The 16,435-nt window shown below is 65.0% G+C and carries 16 protein-coding genes and 2 pseudogenes; 9 read left to right on the forward strand and 9 right to left on the reverse strand.

The window, feature by feature from the left end; all coding sequences use genetic code 11:
- Positions 1–375: 375 nt before the first annotated feature.
- Positions 376–483 (forward strand): annotated as a pseudogene (locus B0684_RS13715) (transposase); the annotation flags it as partial.
- 36 nt (positions 484–519) lie between these two features.
- Here B0684_RS13715 and B0684_RS04080 read toward each other — a convergent pair.
- Positions 520–1,638 carry an alpha/beta hydrolase family protein gene (locus B0684_RS04080; protein WP_018175687.1) on the reverse strand — a complete coding sequence of 373 codons (1,119 nt, stop codon included), beginning with the start codon at positions 1,636–1,638 and terminating at the stop codon, positions 520–522.
- Positions 1,639–2,002: 364 nt separating this feature from the next.
- Here B0684_RS04080 and B0684_RS04085 point away from each other — a divergent pair, with 364 nt between their 5' ends.
- The 3 genes and pseudogenes from B0684_RS04085 to B0684_RS14020 form a co-directional block, all read left to right on the forward strand.
- Positions 2,003–2,782 (forward strand): nuclease-related domain-containing protein, encoded by a 780-nt coding sequence (locus B0684_RS04085; protein WP_018175688.1) that lies wholly within the window; start codon positions 2,003–2,005, stop codon positions 2,780–2,782.
- 62 nt (positions 2,783–2,844) lie between these two features.
- Positions 2,845–3,561 carry a nuclease-related domain-containing protein gene (locus B0684_RS04090; RefSeq protein ID WP_018175689.1) on the forward strand — a complete coding sequence of 239 codons (717 nt, stop codon included), beginning with the start codon at positions 2,845–2,847 and terminating at the stop codon, positions 3,559–3,561.
- 146 nt (positions 3,562–3,707) lie between these two features.
- Positions 3,708–3,932: pseudogene (locus B0684_RS14020) on the forward strand (hypothetical protein); the annotation flags it as partial.
- A gap of 151 nt (positions 3,933–4,083) precedes the next feature.
- On the opposite strand, the gene B0684_RS04100 reads toward B0684_RS14020, so the two are convergent.
- Positions 4,084–4,557 carry an SgcJ/EcaC family oxidoreductase gene (locus B0684_RS04100; protein ID WP_018170137.1) on the reverse strand — a complete coding sequence of 158 codons (474 nt, stop codon included), beginning with the start codon at positions 4,555–4,557 and terminating at the stop codon, positions 4,084–4,086.
- A 367-nt stretch (positions 4,558–4,924) separates the two neighbouring features.
- Here B0684_RS04100 and B0684_RS04105 point away from each other — a divergent pair, with 367 nt between their 5' ends.
- The 3 genes from B0684_RS04105 to B0684_RS04115 all read left to right on the forward strand — a co-directional run bounded on the left by B0684_RS04105 (position 4,925) and on the right by B0684_RS04115 (position 8,115).
- Positions 4,925–5,245, forward strand: a complete 321-nt coding sequence (locus B0684_RS04105) for a hypothetical protein (protein ID WP_018170136.1) — start codon at positions 4,925–4,927, stop codon at positions 5,243–5,245.
- 294 nt (positions 5,246–5,539) lie between these two features.
- Positions 5,540–6,442 (forward strand): DMT family transporter, encoded by a 903-nt coding sequence (locus B0684_RS04110; protein WP_018175690.1) that lies wholly within the window; start codon positions 5,540–5,542, stop codon positions 6,440–6,442.
- Between the two features lie 203 nt (positions 6,443–6,645).
- Positions 6,646–8,115, forward strand: coding sequence for a metal-dependent hydrolase family protein (locus B0684_RS04115; RefSeq protein ID WP_018649884.1), 1,470 nt, complete (start codon positions 6,646–6,648; stop codon positions 8,113–8,115).
- 302 nt (positions 8,116–8,417) lie between these two features.
- On the opposite strand, the gene B0684_RS13935 is transcribed toward B0684_RS04115, so the two are convergent.
- The 5 genes from B0684_RS13935 to B0684_RS04140 form a co-directional block, all read right to left on the reverse strand.
- Complete coding sequence (locus B0684_RS13935; RefSeq protein WP_018649885.1) at positions 8,418–8,630, reverse strand: cupin domain-containing protein; 213 nt, start codon at positions 8,628–8,630, stop codon at positions 8,418–8,420.
- Positions 8,631–8,794: 164 nt separating this feature from the next.
- Positions 8,795–10,069, reverse strand: coding sequence for an LSm family protein (locus tag B0684_RS04125; protein ID WP_018649886.1), 1,275 nt, complete (start codon positions 10,067–10,069; stop codon positions 8,795–8,797).
- A gap of 240 nt (positions 10,070–10,309) precedes the next feature.
- Entirely contained in the window at positions 10,310–10,978 is a 669-nt protein-coding gene (locus B0684_RS04130) for a c-type cytochrome (RefSeq protein WP_018170131.1), read from the reverse strand.
- A 221-nt stretch (positions 10,979–11,199) separates the two neighbouring features.
- On the reverse strand, positions 11,200–12,102 hold the full coding sequence (locus B0684_RS04135) for a complex I NDUFA9 subunit family protein (RefSeq protein ID WP_018649889.1): 903 nt from the start codon (positions 12,100–12,102) through the stop codon (positions 11,200–11,202).
- A gap of 158 nt (positions 12,103–12,260) precedes the next feature.
- Positions 12,261–12,740 carry a hypothetical protein gene (locus tag B0684_RS04140; protein ID WP_018649890.1) on the reverse strand — a complete coding sequence of 160 codons (480 nt, stop codon included), beginning with the start codon at positions 12,738–12,740 and terminating at the stop codon, positions 12,261–12,263.
- A gap of 222 nt (positions 12,741–12,962) precedes the next feature.
- Here B0684_RS04140 and B0684_RS04145 point away from each other — a divergent pair, with 222 nt between their 5' ends.
- Both B0684_RS04145 and B0684_RS04150 read left to right on the forward strand, forming a co-directional pair.
- On the forward strand, positions 12,963–13,529 hold the full coding sequence (locus tag B0684_RS04145; RefSeq protein WP_018175697.1) for an endonuclease dU: 567 nt from the start codon (positions 12,963–12,965) through the stop codon (positions 13,527–13,529).
- A gap of 158 nt (positions 13,530–13,687) precedes the next feature.
- Entirely contained in the window at positions 13,688–14,422 is a 735-nt protein-coding gene (locus B0684_RS04150) for a DUF72 domain-containing protein (RefSeq protein ID WP_018649891.1), read from the forward strand.
- A gap of 4 nt (positions 14,423–14,426) precedes the next feature.
- Here B0684_RS04150 and B0684_RS04155 read toward each other — a convergent pair whose 3' ends face one another.
- Together B0684_RS04155 and B0684_RS04160 are read right to left on the reverse strand one after the other, a co-directional pair.
- Positions 14,427–15,665, reverse strand: a complete 1,239-nt coding sequence (locus B0684_RS04155) for an MFS transporter (RefSeq protein ID WP_018170127.1) — start codon at positions 15,663–15,665, stop codon at positions 14,427–14,429.
- A 254-nt stretch (positions 15,666–15,919) separates the two neighbouring features.
- Positions 15,920–16,315 (reverse strand): sulfur globule family protein, encoded by a 396-nt coding sequence (locus B0684_RS04160; RefSeq protein WP_018649894.1) that lies wholly within the window; start codon positions 16,313–16,315, stop codon positions 15,920–15,922.
- Between the last annotated feature and the right edge of the window lie 120 nt (positions 16,316–16,435).

Raw genomic sequence — 16,435 nt, forward strand, 5'->3', positions numbered from 1 at the left:
CACGGAAATTAGACCAGCTCAGGGTGCAGCGGTTGAAAGCGGGTGTTTAGTGCGGGCGCTCGTAAGTCCTCTAATGATCAATTGGAGATCCCAACGTATGTCGGCCGGCTTTGATGGAGCTTCATGCGGAGGCAATCGCCCCTAGCGATCCCGGGCGGCCATTCCGTGTCGAGTGCGCAGGATCTTCTTACTACACGAAAAAACTACTACACATGGAAACGATTCATCTGTTGGATGGCGCACAGATGAGCGGTGCTTCTTGGAAATTCAGTTTCCGCTGAGAAACCAGAAGAAGTGGACACCCATGATCTTCTTGACGGTCTGAGGCGGTCGGGCTAGGTTTTGGGGTGAGTTCATGGACCAAGGAGGGTCCTGATGACGCGAGCCAGGAAGGAGCTCGTCTCGATCGAGGCGACGCCGTATTACCACTGCATTTGTCGCTGTGTTCGCCGTGCGTTCCTGTGTGGCGAGAATTTCTATTCCGCATGACGAGGTCGGACCTCGTTACCATCCACAGGGTCAATTCGAGCGCCGCGCGATCAGGTCCATCACCGCGCGGATGAGTTGCCACTGGCCGATAAGCCCCACGCCTTGCGGATCGATGTGGGAAAAGCCATCGATCAGGTGGAGGTCGACCTCGCCGATTGCACGGGCGAGGCGCGCGCTTTCGGTGTGCGGGATCATGGTGTCGGCCCGACCGTGGATCAGGATGGCACCGTTGGAAAGATGCGAGAGGTCGCGGTTGGTGAGGGACAGCATTTCGATGGCCTCCCGCGCGCTGGCCGGCAGATCATTCAGGAGCTCCGGCACGCGCTCCTGGTCATCGTTCAGGATTAACGCCAAGAGGGTCCGCCCCTCATCCCCGAGATCATCTGTCACGTCGTCGATGGGGGCCTTGGGGTCGCCCATGCGCCGGCGCGCGATTTCTTCGAGAATCCTGCGGTCTTCGCGGTTATCCAGCATGTGCAGATTGCCGCGCAGGAATAGCCACTTCGCCAACGGGTCAGGCGTCCGCGTCTGCCAGTGGTCCGATCCGGGCTCCTGGAAGGCCCCTGTGGTGGAGAAGGTGATGACGTTCTTCGTGTCGTAGTAGCCGCCGATCCCGACCAGGAAGTCGATGGCCGCTTCCCCCTGCGGCGTCAGCGTCGCCAGGACGGCCAGGCCCACGGCATAAGAGATCGCCGCGACCCCCACGTATTGTTCATCCGCTGCGCGCTCCACATCCAGACGGGACAGAAGGGCCGCGGCATCACCGATGGCAGCGGCCTCCTCGGGACGCACGCTGAGGTCTTTCGAGCCCTGCAGGTCGGGCACCAGCACCAGGAAGCGCGCCCGCGCCAACGTATTGGCGAGTTGCACCAGCCGCCGGTCGTCCTTGCCCTGCGGCGTGAAGCCCGGCACGAGGACGATGCGGGCCCCCACATTCTGCTGGGGATGATAGAGGTCGGCCGCGATGTCACCTTCGTCCGTCTCGAGGGTAAGCGTTTGGCGCGTGGGCTCGGGGGTGCGGTCCTTCAGCGTGCTCGGTCCCGCGCCGGCCTCGATGTCCTGGAGCACGCGCGTCGCCTCCCAGCTTTGGGTGCTGATGCAGCCGGCAAGCAGCAAGAGACCCAGCAACACAGCAGCGATGCGCAGCATGCGATTCTCCTGTCAGATGAGCGGTACCAGTCCCGCCGGTACCCTAAGTCTATATCCGGAGTGACCGGGTCGGACCTCCAGGCGTAGGGTGTAATGAACAGGTTGCGCCCTGATCGGCAAAGGGTTTGGGCCTTGGAGTGGCCATTTTCGGCCATGAGTGGGGCTGTAACGTGCGGGGTCTTCGGCGAGGTGTGAAGCGTCCGAGTCGGTGCGTACGGAGTGATCGACGGCGCGGATATCCAGCTGTGCCTGGATCTGGCGCAGGAATGATTGGCTTCCCATGAAGAAGAGGGCACCCATGACCTTTTTGGGTGCCGACGCTTGGTCCAGCTTTACTAGTCCGGAGAGCCAAGAAGGGGATGTGATGGAGAACAATCTGGGCGGGGCATTTCTGGAGGGGATGCTGCGATTCTGGTGGGCCTGGATCTTGGTCGTGCTGTTCGCCATCGGTCGGCTGCCGATGGTCAAGGGCTGGGTGGGTGAGCTTGTGGTTCGCCTGATTCTGTCGGTTGGGCTGGACGGCAAGGCGGGGCACGCGCTTCATGATGTCACGCTGGAGACGGGCGACGGCACGACGCAGGTGGACCATGTGCTGGTGTCCCGCTTCGGCATTTTCGTCATCGAGACGAAGAATATGCGCGGGTGGATCTTTGGCGATGCGCGGCAGGCTCAATGGACGCAACGTTTCTACCGCCGGTCGTTTCGCTTCCAGAATCCGCTGCGCCAGAACTACCGGCATGAACGGGCGATTTCCGATGCGCTGCAGGTCGAGCCCGAGACGATCCATTCGGTGGTGGTCTTTGTCGGCAGCAGTCGTTTCAAGACGCCGATGCCCGAGAACGTGGTCCGGGGCCTCGGGCTGCTGGGCTACATCCGTTCGTTCCGCACGAAGGTGTGGAGCGATGACGAGGTGCAGGCCCTGGTGGACCAGCTGAAGGGTCGCCGGCTGGAGCCTTCTCGGCATACGCACCGGGCCCACGTGCAGCAGCTACGCGAACGGCATGAGGCCCCGGCCGGGCCGGCCTGTCCGAAATGCGGCGAGGCGATGATGAAGCGGAAGGCACGTCGCGGCTCCAGGGTCGGCCAGGAGTTCTGGGGGTGTACGCAGTATCCCGGCTGCCGCGGAACGAAGCCGGTCCAGTAGTCGGGCTCAATCTGGCATCGTGGAGGCGTTCGATTCGTTCCGGAAATGAAAAGGAAGGGGCCATGGCGAATACTCGGTATGTGACCGCGAATCGATTGACTGAGGAGTCGAAGGCGATTCAGGCGAAGGGGCGGAATCTGGTCCTGATCCTGGGCCTTCCGGTCGCGGTTGCGGCCTTCTTCATTCATCCGCTCGTAGGGCTCGTAGCGCTTGCGGGCGTGGCGGCCCTGTATGGAAGCATCGGTGGCAGCGCGGTGATCGAGGCGGGGGCGCGCGGCGAGGATGCGGCCCTGGACTGGCTTTCGAAGCTCCCGGATTCATTCGCGATCTTCAATCAGGTGGATCTGCCCAGCGAACAGTCCCGCACCGGGATGGTGGAGACCGACTTGGTGGTGACCGGACCGGAGGCGGTGTTCGTGATCGAGGTGAAGCACAACAACGGGGCGATCGACTGTGACGAGAGCCGGCCGCAATGGACCGTGAGCAAGACGGGGCGTCGCGGAAACCGCTATGGCAAGGAGATGCGCAATCCCATCAGGCAGGTGAAGAAGCAGGTGTGGTTGCTGAGTGAATACCTGAAGAGCCGCAAGGCGAAGCGCTGGATCCAGCCGATCGTGCTGTTCACCCACCCGGATGTCTCGCTGGGGCGTTCGTCCGACCTGTCGGTACCCGTGCTCACCGGCCCCGAGGCGGTCGAGTACATCCGGAACTTCAAGCCGGAGCGGCCGCGCCCGGTGAAGGAGAACACGGTGCAGGCCATCGCGACCCTGAAGGGCTGAATCGTCGAGAGTGGCTGCGCATCGGGGGGGCGGACCAGGGTAAGGGTTGGAAAAGGCGGTGAACATATCTGGCCTAGGGCACGAATTCGGGCTTGAAGCCGCCATTTCGACCGTCAAATGGCTATTTCAGGGAGGGAAGCCCATCACTGGCTGGGCCAATCTGGCATGTGGTCCATCGCTGTCTCAAGCAGGAGTTCCTGCTGAAGTTTGCCCGTGACCGCAGGCTCGGGCGGTACTGGCTGTATGACGCGCGGCAGCACTACGGTTTGTGTGTGCTGAACGCCATGGTCACCTCGCTGCGCGTGCACCTGCTGGTACGCCATGTGGGGAGGGCGAGATGGCGGGTGACGTCGTGGATCGCGGGATGGGTGGCCAGTCCTAAACCGGCGCAGGTTATCGGGTGGATACACGGTCTTGACCACCAAACAGGGCGGATAAGCGTCTAGAAAGGGGGTTTGGCGCGATATAACTACATTAAGTCAGTAGGTTATCGTGGTCCGACCCCGTCGCCGCCGCCGTCTGTTATGGGTGCACGGCGGTGTTCTGTCCGAACTGGATCTGCCAGCCGTGGTGATCGTGGCGTTCGAACAGGAAGCTCATACGCGTGTGCAGCTCGCCGTCGCCGCGGTCCGGCAGGCCGTCCGGCATGGATTCAATGCCCGAAACCCGAAACATGACCTCCGCGAAGGCGGTGTCGTCGCCGAGCAGGATGATGTCCTGTACGTCGACGCTTAGCGAGGTTCCGGCAAAGGGGCCCTGCAGCAAGTCCGTATGCCGTTGTGCATTGCTCGAACGGTCCTCGAGGCGCGTGCCGACGAGATTGATCACCCCGGCGTTCTCCGCATAGTCGCGTGCCCAGGCCTCGCCATCGCCGGCTTCCCATGCGGCCCCCTTGGCCTCCAGGATGCGCTGGATCTCGCCGTCGTCGGCCCAAGCAGGGGCCGCCATGAGTGCGGCCAGGGGCAAGGCGATCAGTAGGAACGGTTTCCTGGACATGCAAGCTCCGGATGGTGTTTGTGACAGGCGCCCCCTGTGTACAGGAGTGTCGGCCTGAGTGCCAGCGAGCCCGCGCTATGGGGTCTACCTTCGGATGTAGCAGGCCGGCATCGCCAAGGGAGCAGCTGCGGCGATTTCCCGCACAAATGGGCCCCCCGTCGGCTTGAGTGGCGCAATGGATGTGCGAGCAACAAAGGACACCAACGATCTTCGTTATGTTTGACACCGTACGGACTGCATCCTGACATCAGCCCATTTTGGCGGAAAGTGGAAGGGGCCTGGCATCAAAGCAAGGGCCGGAAGGCGCCTCGTACGCTGGGCATGGATCGCGTGACACTACGCGGGATATTCGGATGGAAGGAGTGACATGATGGCCAGAGACAATTTGCCGACCGTGGATTGGGAGCGTGGCGAGAACACGGATCGGGTGAAGGTGCAGGTAATGCGCGAGGAGCCCGTCATCCTGCAGATGCCATCGGGCATGGACTGGTCGGTGGATGGGGGTGAGTTCAAGTGCACAGCCGATCCCGACAGAGGGATGCAATGCGACTGCGAAGGCGGCCTGTTGCGGAAACTGGCGGAGCTCAACAATATGCCAGAGCTGAAGGAAATCGCGGACGCCTGCGAGTATTCGAGTTCCCGCGTCGATATCGACCCCGCCGGCGCGCGCATCATCGTCCACGACTGATTTGCCCGGGAGCCGCGAGGGCGGCAAGGGCTCAGGCCGTCCTTTCGCGCCGCGCCTCCACCCAAGCGGCAAGGGCTTCTCTAATGTCCCGGGCTCGTTGATGTCTCACAACATCACGACGTGTGGCGCTGTTATATTGTGCGGCGTTTCGCTGACCCATCGCGGGGTCAACGCGAAACATGTCGCCGACCAGCAGATCGACGGGTCGGGACTCACTCACGACCCACGATAGGGACTGGCTGAATGGCACAGGGCGCACCGACCCCGCTGAGGTCGCTTTCATCCGAAAAAGTGGTGGGTCTGAGCACGCTGTTCGTCGCCCTGGCGGCGTTTTCCTGGGGGCTGTCCGGCGGGATTGGGGGCATTCTCACGGGCCAGGGTTGGGATCCGGTGGTGGTGTCGTTCTACCGGGGTGCGATCGGGCTGCTGTTCGTGCTCGCCTGGCTTGCGATTCGTCCGCATGGCAGCGGATTGGCCAGTGGCCGCATGTGGTTCTGGTCGGCGATCGCCGGCCTGGGGGTCGCGGGCAACTTCACCTTCTACTTCCTGAGCATCGCCGAGGGCAGTGTCGCGGTGGCTGCGACACTGATGTACTGCGCGCCGGTATTCGTTTATCTCGTCTCTTTTGCACTCGGGCTCGAAAAACCCACCCTGTTCAAGTGGGTCGCGATCGCGATGGTCATGCTGGGTGTGGTGCTGCTGACGGGTATTTACGATATCGGCGCCGGTGACGTGACGCCGATTGCCGCTGGGGCCGGTCTGGCTTCCGGGCTGTCCTACGCGGTCTTTATCTTCGGCTTCAAGTTCGCGGCACCCCACGGCAGCCCGCAGGCGATTCTGGTGATCGCGTTCGCGGTCCTGGTCGTCATCCTGTTCGGGCTGGGCGATCCCGACCAGACCGTGGCTGTGCTGAGCACGCCGAGCTGGCCGTTGTTCGTGATACTGGGCGTGCTGGGCGCCGGGTTGTCGTTCATTTTCTACATCATCGGCCTGAACCACACGGCACCCGCCGTCGCGTCCATCGTGGCGATGGTCGAGCCGGTGACTGCGTCGCTGTTCGGCGTGGTGTTCCTGAGCGAGACCCTGGGCGCACTCCAGGTCTTTGGCATGGGATTGATCCTGCTGACCGTGACCGCCCTGAGCGTCTATTCCAGCTCGCAGAAGCAATCGGTTCCGCCCCAACCTCGCGCTGATTAGCGCTTGAACCTGCTCCGGGGAGCTGGATTCGTGGGGTCCGATATCGCCTTCACGGCTCATCTTCCGACAATGTTTCGAAAGAGACAAAGGGATGAGAATGAGGGTCAAGATGCACTCATCCCTGCTAATCTGAACTAGGGATCGGGCGGCGCGGACGTCTCCCGGTGTTTACTGGTCAGCGGCCTTGCCCAAGGAGCCCAGTGATGCACGAGCCTGTCCACTCCCACCCCTGCTGCGGCACCGAACACCCCGGGGGCATGTCGTGCCTGTGCGGCCGGCCGGAGACCATGCGCGCCATGCAGCGTATTGAGGCGGACATCAGCCGCCGGCGTATGCTGGGAGGCATGGCGGTGCTGGTGGGCATGTTCGCCGGGTTCCGAGTAGCGGCCGGGCCGGATGAGCGGCCGGGCCTGCCGGATCGCCCCCTGCTACTGGTGAATCTGCGGCTGTTCGATGGCCAGTCCCTTCATCTGAGGGAAGGCGTGGCGGTTTTGATCCAGGGTGAGCGGATCGTCGATCTGATCACGCCGGACGCAGCGCCCGAGGGTGTGCTGCGTGTGGATTGCGGAGGACGGGTGGTGATGCCCGGACTCATCGATGCCCACTGGCATACCACCCTGGCGGGGGTGGACATGCGCACCGCCCTGACGGCGGATCCGGCCTACATTCACCTGCAGGCGGCGCGCGAGGCGCGGGCGACGCTGATGCGTGGTTTCACCACGGTGCGCGACGTGGGCGGCCCCGCCTTCGCTCTCAAGCGCGCCATTGACGAAGGCGTTACCCCGGGGCCGCGCATCTTCCCCTCCGGCGCGATGATCAGCCAGACCTCGGGGCACGGTGATTTCCGCATGCGCCATGAAGTACCGCGCACGGCCCTGTCTGGCCCCATCCAGACGGAGCTTTCCGGGGTTTCGGTGATCGCCGATGGCGCCGACGAGGTGCTCCGTCGCGCGCGGGAACAGCTCATGCTGGGCGCAAGCCAGATCAAGCTAATGGCTGGTGGCGGTGTGGCCTCCCTCTACGATCCCCTGGATAGCGTGCAGTACACCGAGCGGGAGTTGCGCGCGGGTGTCGAGGCCGCCAGGGACTGGGGCACCTACGCCACGGTGCACGTTTACGTGCCCGAAGGGATCAAGCGCGCCATCCGCGCGGGTGTCGGCTGCATCGAACACGGCCAGCTGGCAGACGAGGAGGCGGTCCGCATGATGGCGGGCGAGGGCGTCTGGTGGAGCCTGCAGCCATTTCTCCAGGACGAGGACTCCAACGTTTACCGGGATCCGGAACAGGTGGCGAAGCAGACGCGGGTGGCCAGGGGTACGGAACAGGCCTACGCGTGGGCACGCGAGCATGAGGTACAGACCGCCTGGGGCACGGACATCCTGTTTGCCCCCGACAAGACCCATACCCAGGGGCGTCAGCTGGCCAAGATGACCCGCTTCTACGAACCCCTCGAGGTACTGCGCATGGCTACTGGGGACAACGGCCGCTGCCTGGCGTTATCCGGGCCGCGCGCGCCCTACGGCAGCGGTCTGGGGGTTGTTCAGCCCGGCGGCCTGGCAGACCTGCTGGTGGTCGACGGGGAGCCGGAGCGGGATCTGTCCTTCCTGGCGGAGCCGGAGAACTCGTTGCGGTTGATCATGAAGGGCGGGCGGATGTACCGGAACACCCTGTGAAGTCGCTGCCGGCAGGGCTAAGAATTCTACCTGCGGATTTAGCAGGTCGGCGGGTTGGCGGCGGATGGGCAAAGGGCAAGGTTCGACCCCGAGCATTTCGGCTGGCAGTGGATGGGTAAAGGGCAAGGTCAGCCCCGGTCATCTCGCCTGCGCGAGGATGGGACTCGGGGGGCGGCCTACTCGAGCGCGCAGAGGCAGTCGGCTCCGTCTCAAGCAGGCGCTGAGTGGCGCCTGGGCCTGGAACCGGCCCGGTGCAGTACGGGATGGTGGCGTGGAATCACGCCAAATATCGGTTGATCAGGCTATCGTGGGTGGTAGATGGTCACCAGGACTGACGCGTCTTCCAGCGCCTTGAGGGCATGGGGCTGACCCCCATTCAGATAGATCAGGGCGCCGGCGGTGAGTCGCTGGACCTTGTCTTCCCCGATACGGAAATCGACCGAGCCTTCCAGGCATTGGACCGTGATCTCTCCGGGTACGGCGTGATCACTGAACTCTTCGCCTTTGGGGAGCACGACGCGGAAGACATTGCAAATGTTCCGAACGCAGCAGCGTTGCACTTTTTGATTCGCGCAGTTCTTTCCCCAGGGGGCGAACGTCCACGATTTCTCCGGGTGTGGCGTGGTGCAATGCCATGTTGTGCTCCAGCAGTTTTCTGCAATGGCGGGGCGCGCTGGCCTCAGCGGAGTGGGCGCACCTCGGCGATGTCGGACAGCGCGAGTGGCACGACCATGTAGCCGCTGCCGAAGCGTCGGCGCACACGGATGTGCTCCTCCTCGATTCCGAGCAGTTCGCCATCGCGGGTGCGCCCGTCGGCGAGCTGGATGCGGATATTGCGGCCGATGTGGTCGCCCAGGGCATTCAGTGCGATGTTCGGGACAGGCGATAAATCGGGTGCCGTGGTCGAGGCGGCCGGGCCCGTGTTCAAGTTCGTATTCTCGGTCGTCGTCGGTCTGGCGGGGCCCGGGGTGACGGGGCGCAGATCGACGCGACCGTAGTGTTTTTCGGCCACGGTCAGGCTGGACTCGACCCGACGTAGCAGGTGGGTCGGGGTGTCGACGTTGGCCCAGAGCAGCGCCGGGTTGTCGATCGGGCCAATGCGCAGCGAAACGTCCTTGGGATCCTCGATGAAGCGTCCGTAGGCATCGACCATCGTGGGCCCGGGCTGCACGCCGAAGGGGCGCCAGGCCTCGACCCAGGCGCCTTTGTGGTGCTCGGTATAGTCCTCGAGAGCCATCTCCATCTCGTTCGCGCAGAATTCCATCAGTGCAGGGTAGTACCCCCGGTCCGCGTACCCCACGGTCAAGGATTGTAGCGAGGCGGTCATTAGCGCCGGAGCGAGATCGCGGGCCCGGTTCGAGGCGGCCTGGATGTCGAAGCGTCCGGTGGAGGTGCCCTGGCCCAGTGGGCCCATGCCGAACGTGCTGTGCACGGTCAGACTGTTGCGGTCCTCTTCGAGGTGGTAGTGGGCGCCGAAGTCCAGCGGGATGTCGCGATAGCCGAGTGCGGCCATCAGGGCGTCCGGCGGGGCGGCTTGATAGGCCCCGCAGCCGGCGGTGTCGAGCCACAGCGCAGGCGTGTCGCCCTGCGCGCCTGTGGCGATGCCGGCCGGCAGGGTCAGCCCGTGCACGGAAAACCCGAGCTGCCGCGGCAGGCGTCGGGCATCCAGCGTGTGCCGAAGCCGGGCGAGCCGCCACAGGTTTCCGGCTTCCAGGGTGATGCGGTCAGCGCGCATGCGGCCGATGGCCGTGTTGTTGGGTTCAAACAGCAGCCCGTTGACGTGCAGTTCGCCCCCGAGGCCGATACCGACGTCGGAGTAGTGCAGCGTGCCGAGCGGCTGGAGCATCTCCACCATGTCGTCGAGCTTCTGCTCGACCTGCCGGACCTCGTAGTGGTAATACCCGACACCGGCGGCGGCGACCACGAGGCCGCCCACGATCAGTTTCCCTGGCATGTTTCTCTCCCTTTTTTGACTCATCCGGGCCGCGCGATACCGGACCCGACAGCGGGATTGCCTTGTCCCGCGCCAACAAGATACCCACTCCGGGACATTTCCGCACTGCGGTCGAGGCTCGCTACGCGTCGGGGGGCTATCTAGGGATTGAGCCCGCCGGCGGGATGGACGGAAGCCGGGCGCCCACGGCCCTGCGCCCCCGGGGCTCGTTGATGTCCGGTCCGGGCGGCAGCAAAGGGGTCATTCCTCGCGGGCGGGAATCGAGGCGAAGTAGGCCGACACGGCGGCCATCTCTTCTTCCTCCAGCTCCTGGGCGATGCCTTGCATCAAACCGGCCAGGGCGGTCTTGCGGGCCCCCTGGGCATAGGCCTGGAGCTGTGCCATGAGATAACGCGGGGGATGGCCGGCGAGCGGTGGCAGGCTGGGGTTGCGCTCGCGCCCCTGTTCGCCATGGCAGGAGGCGCAGGACTGGATGTTTCGCTCCGGCAGCCCTTCGAGCGCAATCTCGCGCCCTTTTTCTACCAGGTCTTCGGGCACCCGGTGCGGCCCGCCCGCGGGTTTCATCTCGGCGTAGTGGCGGCTGACCGCCTCGATCTCGTCATCGTCCAGATGCTGGGCGATCTGGCCCATGGTGGCATTCGGGCGCTGGCCTTCCCGGTAGGCCGTCATTTGCTCGACCAAGTAGGCCTTCGGGAGCCCCGCCAGGCGTGGGAATGGGGGCTGTGCCTGGCCCTGTCCCTGTTCGCCGTGGCACTGGATGCAGGCGGTCGCGCCGCGATCATTGCCTCCCTGCGCAATTTGGGCGCCGGGGGCGTCCTCGGCGACGGCGGCGCCGCCCAGCAGCCACAGGGCGGTTAACAGCGCGAGTGGCCGGACAGTGATTCGGTTGAAGGTGTGCGCTCGTGCCATTGGGTCACCACGATTGCAGGACGTTATCTTCAGGAACATAGGGCGGTTTCAACGATGGTGCAATTGCGGTGCACATTTGGCGGGCTTGTGAGGTGTGCGCCGCCGGATATAGCCGCGGTCCGGCGTGCCGCATCCGGGGCGACCAGGAAAGGACGGGAAGAGAGCAGGAAGAGGACACCCTGCTTCCTGGGTTTCGCACGGCGCGGCGGCGCATCCGGGAATCATTCCGCCGGGAGGCAGTCCGGAAGGGAATCCTCCAGCCTGCGGGGCGTGATGCCGAGGTCGGCGAAGCTTCCCGCCGTTTCGTCGGCGACGTTGTCCTGCTGCATCAGGAAGATCTGGTCCCGGGTCAGGGGTGCGTTCGGTAGCAGCGAGCCGAGCCGGGCCAGTGCGTGCCAGAGCGCGAAGGGCACTGGCACCATCGGGCGCTGGCGTTCCAGGTGAACCAGTACCCGAGTCAGGATCTGGCGGTACGTCATGATGTCGGGACCACCGAGTTCGAAGACCGGGTGTGCAGGCGGGGTGGCGGTGAACAGCCTGGCCACGGCGCGGGCGACATCGGCCACGTGCACCGGCTGCAGGCGGGTCTCTCCGCGGCCGAACAGGGGGATCACCGGCAGACGCGCAAGGCCGGCCAGGTTGCGCAGGAAGGCATCATGCGGGCCGAAGAGCACGCTGGGACGCACGATCAAGGCGTCGGGGAACGCGCGGATCACGGCCGACTCGCCTTCGGCCCTGGCGCGTATGTAGGCGGAGCGCGACTGCCTGTCGGCCCCGATCCCGGAGATCTGCACGACTCGCGCCAGGCCCGCGGCGCGCGCCGATCGGGCGAGGCGCGCAGCGCCTTCCACGTGGATGGTGGTGAAGCGGAGGTCGCGGTGTTCCACATACAGGCTGACCGCGTTCACCACGCCGCTGGCCCCCTCCAGGGCCCGGGTGACGGCGGCATCGTCACGGATATCGGCGCTGCAGTGCTCCACCTGGGCATGTTGTTCCAGCGCGGCGGGTAACGCCGCCCGGCGCGAAGCAATCCGCACGGGGTGTCCGGCGTCGATCAGCTCGTGCACGATCGCGCTGCCGAGAAAGCCGGTGCCGCCAAATACCGTGATCAGGTCCGGGCGCATGGCGAGCCACCTTTGTGCGCTCTAGGTAGGCGCCAGATGTGGGGTGTCAATGATCAGTCGTCCAGGTACTGGGTGAGACCGCGCAGAAGTACGAAATGTCCCGGGCCGGCGTGGATTCAAGGGCTGTCTGTGCCTTTTGGGAACGGTCAGGCGTTCAGTCAGCGCGTGCGTCGACATCCGGCCAGCTGCCCGGCCCAGGCATCAAGCAGCCGCTGACGCACACCGGCGTCGTCGCCGCGCCGCAGCTCCTCGCGGCTAGCGGCGAAGGTTTGGGTCATCCAGCCGTCCTCGGCGGCGCATTCGACCCGAATCTCCCAGCCATCGTCGTGCGGCTCGACATCGAACGTGTAGGTCGCCAAATGCAGTTCCTCCAGCAGGCCGTTGACCATCTCCCGCGCCCGGGAGAACTCCTCGACGGATAACGTCATCGTGTCGTCCCTCATGTTGCCGTGCAGCCACTGTTCGAAGCGGCGGATGGAGTGCTCGAACTCCGAGCGGTAGTGCGCTGCCGGGGGGTGATTGCCCGCACCGGCCAGCGCTTCGCGGTAGATGTTCAATGTGCGCTCGACCCATTCCCGCGTGGCGGCCTCGCCGTCACGCTTGATCAGGAAGCGGATGCGTTGCAGTTCGTCGGTCACGGTCTGCTCTGGAACGGGGCTTGTATCTGCCATGATGTAGGGTATTGCGGGCGCCTCTGCAACCGGTGGCCCTTCGAGGCGAGTCCGTTATGGGCCGCCGGAGCGCGCGGGGCCGCTGCGGGTGGGGCCCGCCCCGAGTGCGCTCCGGGTTGGCGAGGCCTGGGCGGACACCAGTGGAACTGTGAAACGCCGCGGCGCGAGAGGCGGCAGACCGGGAAGCGGATGCAGGAGCGTCTTTCACACGTGGTGGGTTTCGATGATGCGCCGTTCGCGCGGCCACATCGGGGTGATGTGCTGGTGGTCGGTGCGGTATTCGCCGGCATGCGGCTGGACGGTGTGATCTCGACGCGGGTGCGCCGTGACGGAGCCAACGCCACCGCGCGTCTGGCCGAATGCGTGCTGGACAGTCCGTTTGCACCGCAACTGCACGCGATCCTGTTGCAGGGGATCACCCTGGCCGGATTCAACGTGGTGGACCTGCCGGCGCTGCACGCGCGCACCGGGTTACCGATCCTCGCGGTGGCGCGCCACGCACCGGATCTGCCCGCGATTCGTCGCGCGCTGTTCGGGCCTGTTCCAGGGGGCGTGCGCAAGTGGCGATTGATCGAGGCCGCCGGCGTCATGGAACCGCTGGCGGGGTTGTACGTGCAGCGCTGCGGGCTGAGTCCCGAGGCGGCGCAGAGGCTCCTGGAAGACCAGCGCGTCCATAGCCGGTTGCCGGAACCACTGCGGGTGGCGCACATGATCGCAGGCGGGGTGGCGACCGGGGCGAGTCGTCACCGTCCGTGACCGGGGGGCGCGAGCCGTCCGGGAACGGGCGGACATTGGGCCGCCCGCTTTCCGCACGCGACTCCACTGCATGAGTGCAGGCGAGATTGGGGCACCCTCCGGATAGGGCGTCAGGCCTGTGGCTACACTCGTTGCAGGCAAGCCTGAAGGAGGTCTCGATGGCCTGTGCGTATGTCGGGACGTCCGGCTGGAACTACCGGGCGTGGAAGGACGACTTCTACCGCGGGGTTCCACAGCGCGAGTGGCTCGCCCACTGTGCGCGGAATTTCAGCGGGCTGGAGATCAATGCCACCTTTTACCGCCTGCCCGCGAGTACGACTGTGCAGCGGTGGGCGGAGCAGACGCCGCCGGATTTCGGCTTCGCGATCAAGGGCAGCCGGTTCGTCACGCATATCCACCGACTGAAGGACGCCGGGGACTCGGTTCGGCTGCTGCGCGACCGCATGCAACCGATGGGGAGCCGGCTGCGGGCGGTCGTGTGGCAATTGCCGCCGAACTTCGCGGTGAACCAGGAGCGTCTGGAGGCGTTCACCAACGCGCTGGGCTTCTGGCCGGAGGTGCGGCATGCGATCGAGTTTCGCCATCCCAGCTGGTTTACCGTGGCGGTGGCGGGGCAGCTGGACGCGGCCGGAGTGGGGATCTGCCAGTCCGATGCCCCGGACTGGCCGTGCTGGGAGGCCATAGCGGGCCCGCTGGTCTACTGCCGTCTGCACGGGCATACCCGCACCTATGCCTCGGCCTACAGCGACCGCCTGCTGGACCAGTGGGCCGACCGCGTGCGGCAGTGGCTGGCGCAGGGGCGTGAGGTGCATGTCTACTTCGACAACGATGCCGAGGGCGCCGCGCCCCGCGACGCCCAGCGCCTGATCGAACGGCTGCGGGATGCAGGCTGATGGCTCAGGCATCCGCCTCCGCGCGGTGGCGGCGGTACAGCCGCAGGGCCGTTAGCCCGACCAGCAGCGAGGCCAGTCCACCGATCACGAACACATGTGCGGGCGTGGCACCGGCGGGCCCGGTAAGCAGCCAGAACAGGACCGGTGCCACCAGCATGGCGGAGAAAGCCAGGAAGTTGCTGGCGGCGATGAAGCGGCCGCGCCGGTCAGCGGGGCTGTGACCCTGCAGGTAGGCGGTGATCGGCACGATGAAGAAACCGGAGGCAATGCCCAGCAGGGCCATCAGCACCAGCGTCGCGGGGTAACTGTCGGTGGCGAAGTACAGCAATGCGCTGATCAGGGCCGCCGCGATCATGCCGGCCGGGGCATGGTGCATGGCGATGCCGCCACGCGACAGGTAGCCGGCAAGGATGCTGCCGGTTCCGATGCCGAGCGCCAGCGTGGTCAGGATGATGCCGGTCGCGAGCTCGCCCAGCTCCAGATGGACCTCGGCGAACAGTGGGACGTTGAGTTGGTACAGCGTGCCCAGAGCCCAGAACCATGCGATGCCGAGGATTACCATGAACAGGACGCGGTGTGGCCGGATCTCGGTGACCGACTGCATGACGGTCGCGAACGGGTTCAGGCGGAACGGCGCGGGGTTGTCGGTGGCCAGGGTCGGGGCGATGAACAAGCTGGTCACCAGACCGGTGACGGACAGCGCCACGATCAGGGCCGCCGGGACCCACAGCGCCTCGCCGGCGAACTCCATCACGAAGCCGGCCAGCGCGGTGCCGAGGATGATTGCCAGGAACGTCCATAGCTGGATGTGTCCGTTGGCGCGCGATAGCTGCTGGTAGCGCACCAGCTCCGGCAGGATGCCGAACTTCGCCGGGCTGAAGAACGTGCTCTGCAGTCCCATCAGGAAGGTGGTCACCAGCAGGCCGGGGAAGTTGTCGGTGATCAGCATCAGCGCGGCGGTCAGCAGCACCGCGGCCTCGGCCATGCGGGTGCAGACGATCACAATCTTCTTGCTGTAGCGGTCGGCGATGTAGCCCGCCCATGGCGAGAACAGCACGAACGGAAGCAGGAACACGAAACCGACCAGGCTGTAGTAGAAGGTGCCTTCGCCCTCGGCGACGAACTCGCGGATGGCGATGAAAATGACCACCAGCCGGAAGAAGTTGTCGTTGAGGGCGTTGATGAAGACCGTCGCCATGTGGGCGACGAAGCTCTTCCTGCGGATGTCCGAGGTCTCGGTCATGGGATCTGCGGCCCGGCGGGGTTTTTGAAAGAACTATAGGTCAGGTTTGACCGCAAAACGGGGGCGGAACACGCGAAACGTCGAAAACAGCGATGAAACGAGGATAAAGCGTCAATTTCAGGCTAGATGAGGAATCCCATGATTTTCCGGGAGGCGAGATCCGGTGTGAAATGCGGGGTGCAGGAACGTGACCGGCCCGGCCTGCCATGGGCAGACCGGGCCGGTTGTCTAGCGGCCGGAAGGCGCGATCGCGATCAGTTGTCCTGATCTTCCGCCTGATCCGCAGCCATCTGTTGCGGAGCCCAGGCTGCACCCTGGTAGGGGGCGGGGTGGTAATACGGGGCATAGCCATAATGCGGGTAGTAGTTCCCGTAGTGACGGCCGTAGTAGTCGCCGTATCCATGCCCGCTGCCGTATCCATGTCCGCGACCGCGCATGCTGAAGTCGAAGTCGCCGAACATGTCGCCGAGGCCGAACCAGTCACCTACGCCGCGACCCCAGCCGGGACCGTACCCGTAGCCGGGACCGTAGTAGGGGCCATAATTCGGCGCGTGATAGCCGGGACCCCACCACTGGGCCGAGGCATGCATCGGGATCGCAAAGGCGCCGATCAGCGCAGCGGTAGAAAGAGCTTTGGCCAGCTTGTTCATGGCAATACCTCCTCAAGTTAACAACCACTTAAACAAGACCAAATGTCTCGGGGCATTCGGGGCCCCGCCTGCTGGAGGGCGGGGTTTTGGGCCCGCCAGTACCTAGCGGCTTGCATCGTA

The organism is Thioalkalivibrio versutus, assembly GCF_001999325.1.
Lineage (GTDB): Bacteria > Pseudomonadota > Gammaproteobacteria > Ectothiorhodospirales > Ectothiorhodospiraceae > Thioalkalivibrio > Thioalkalivibrio versutus.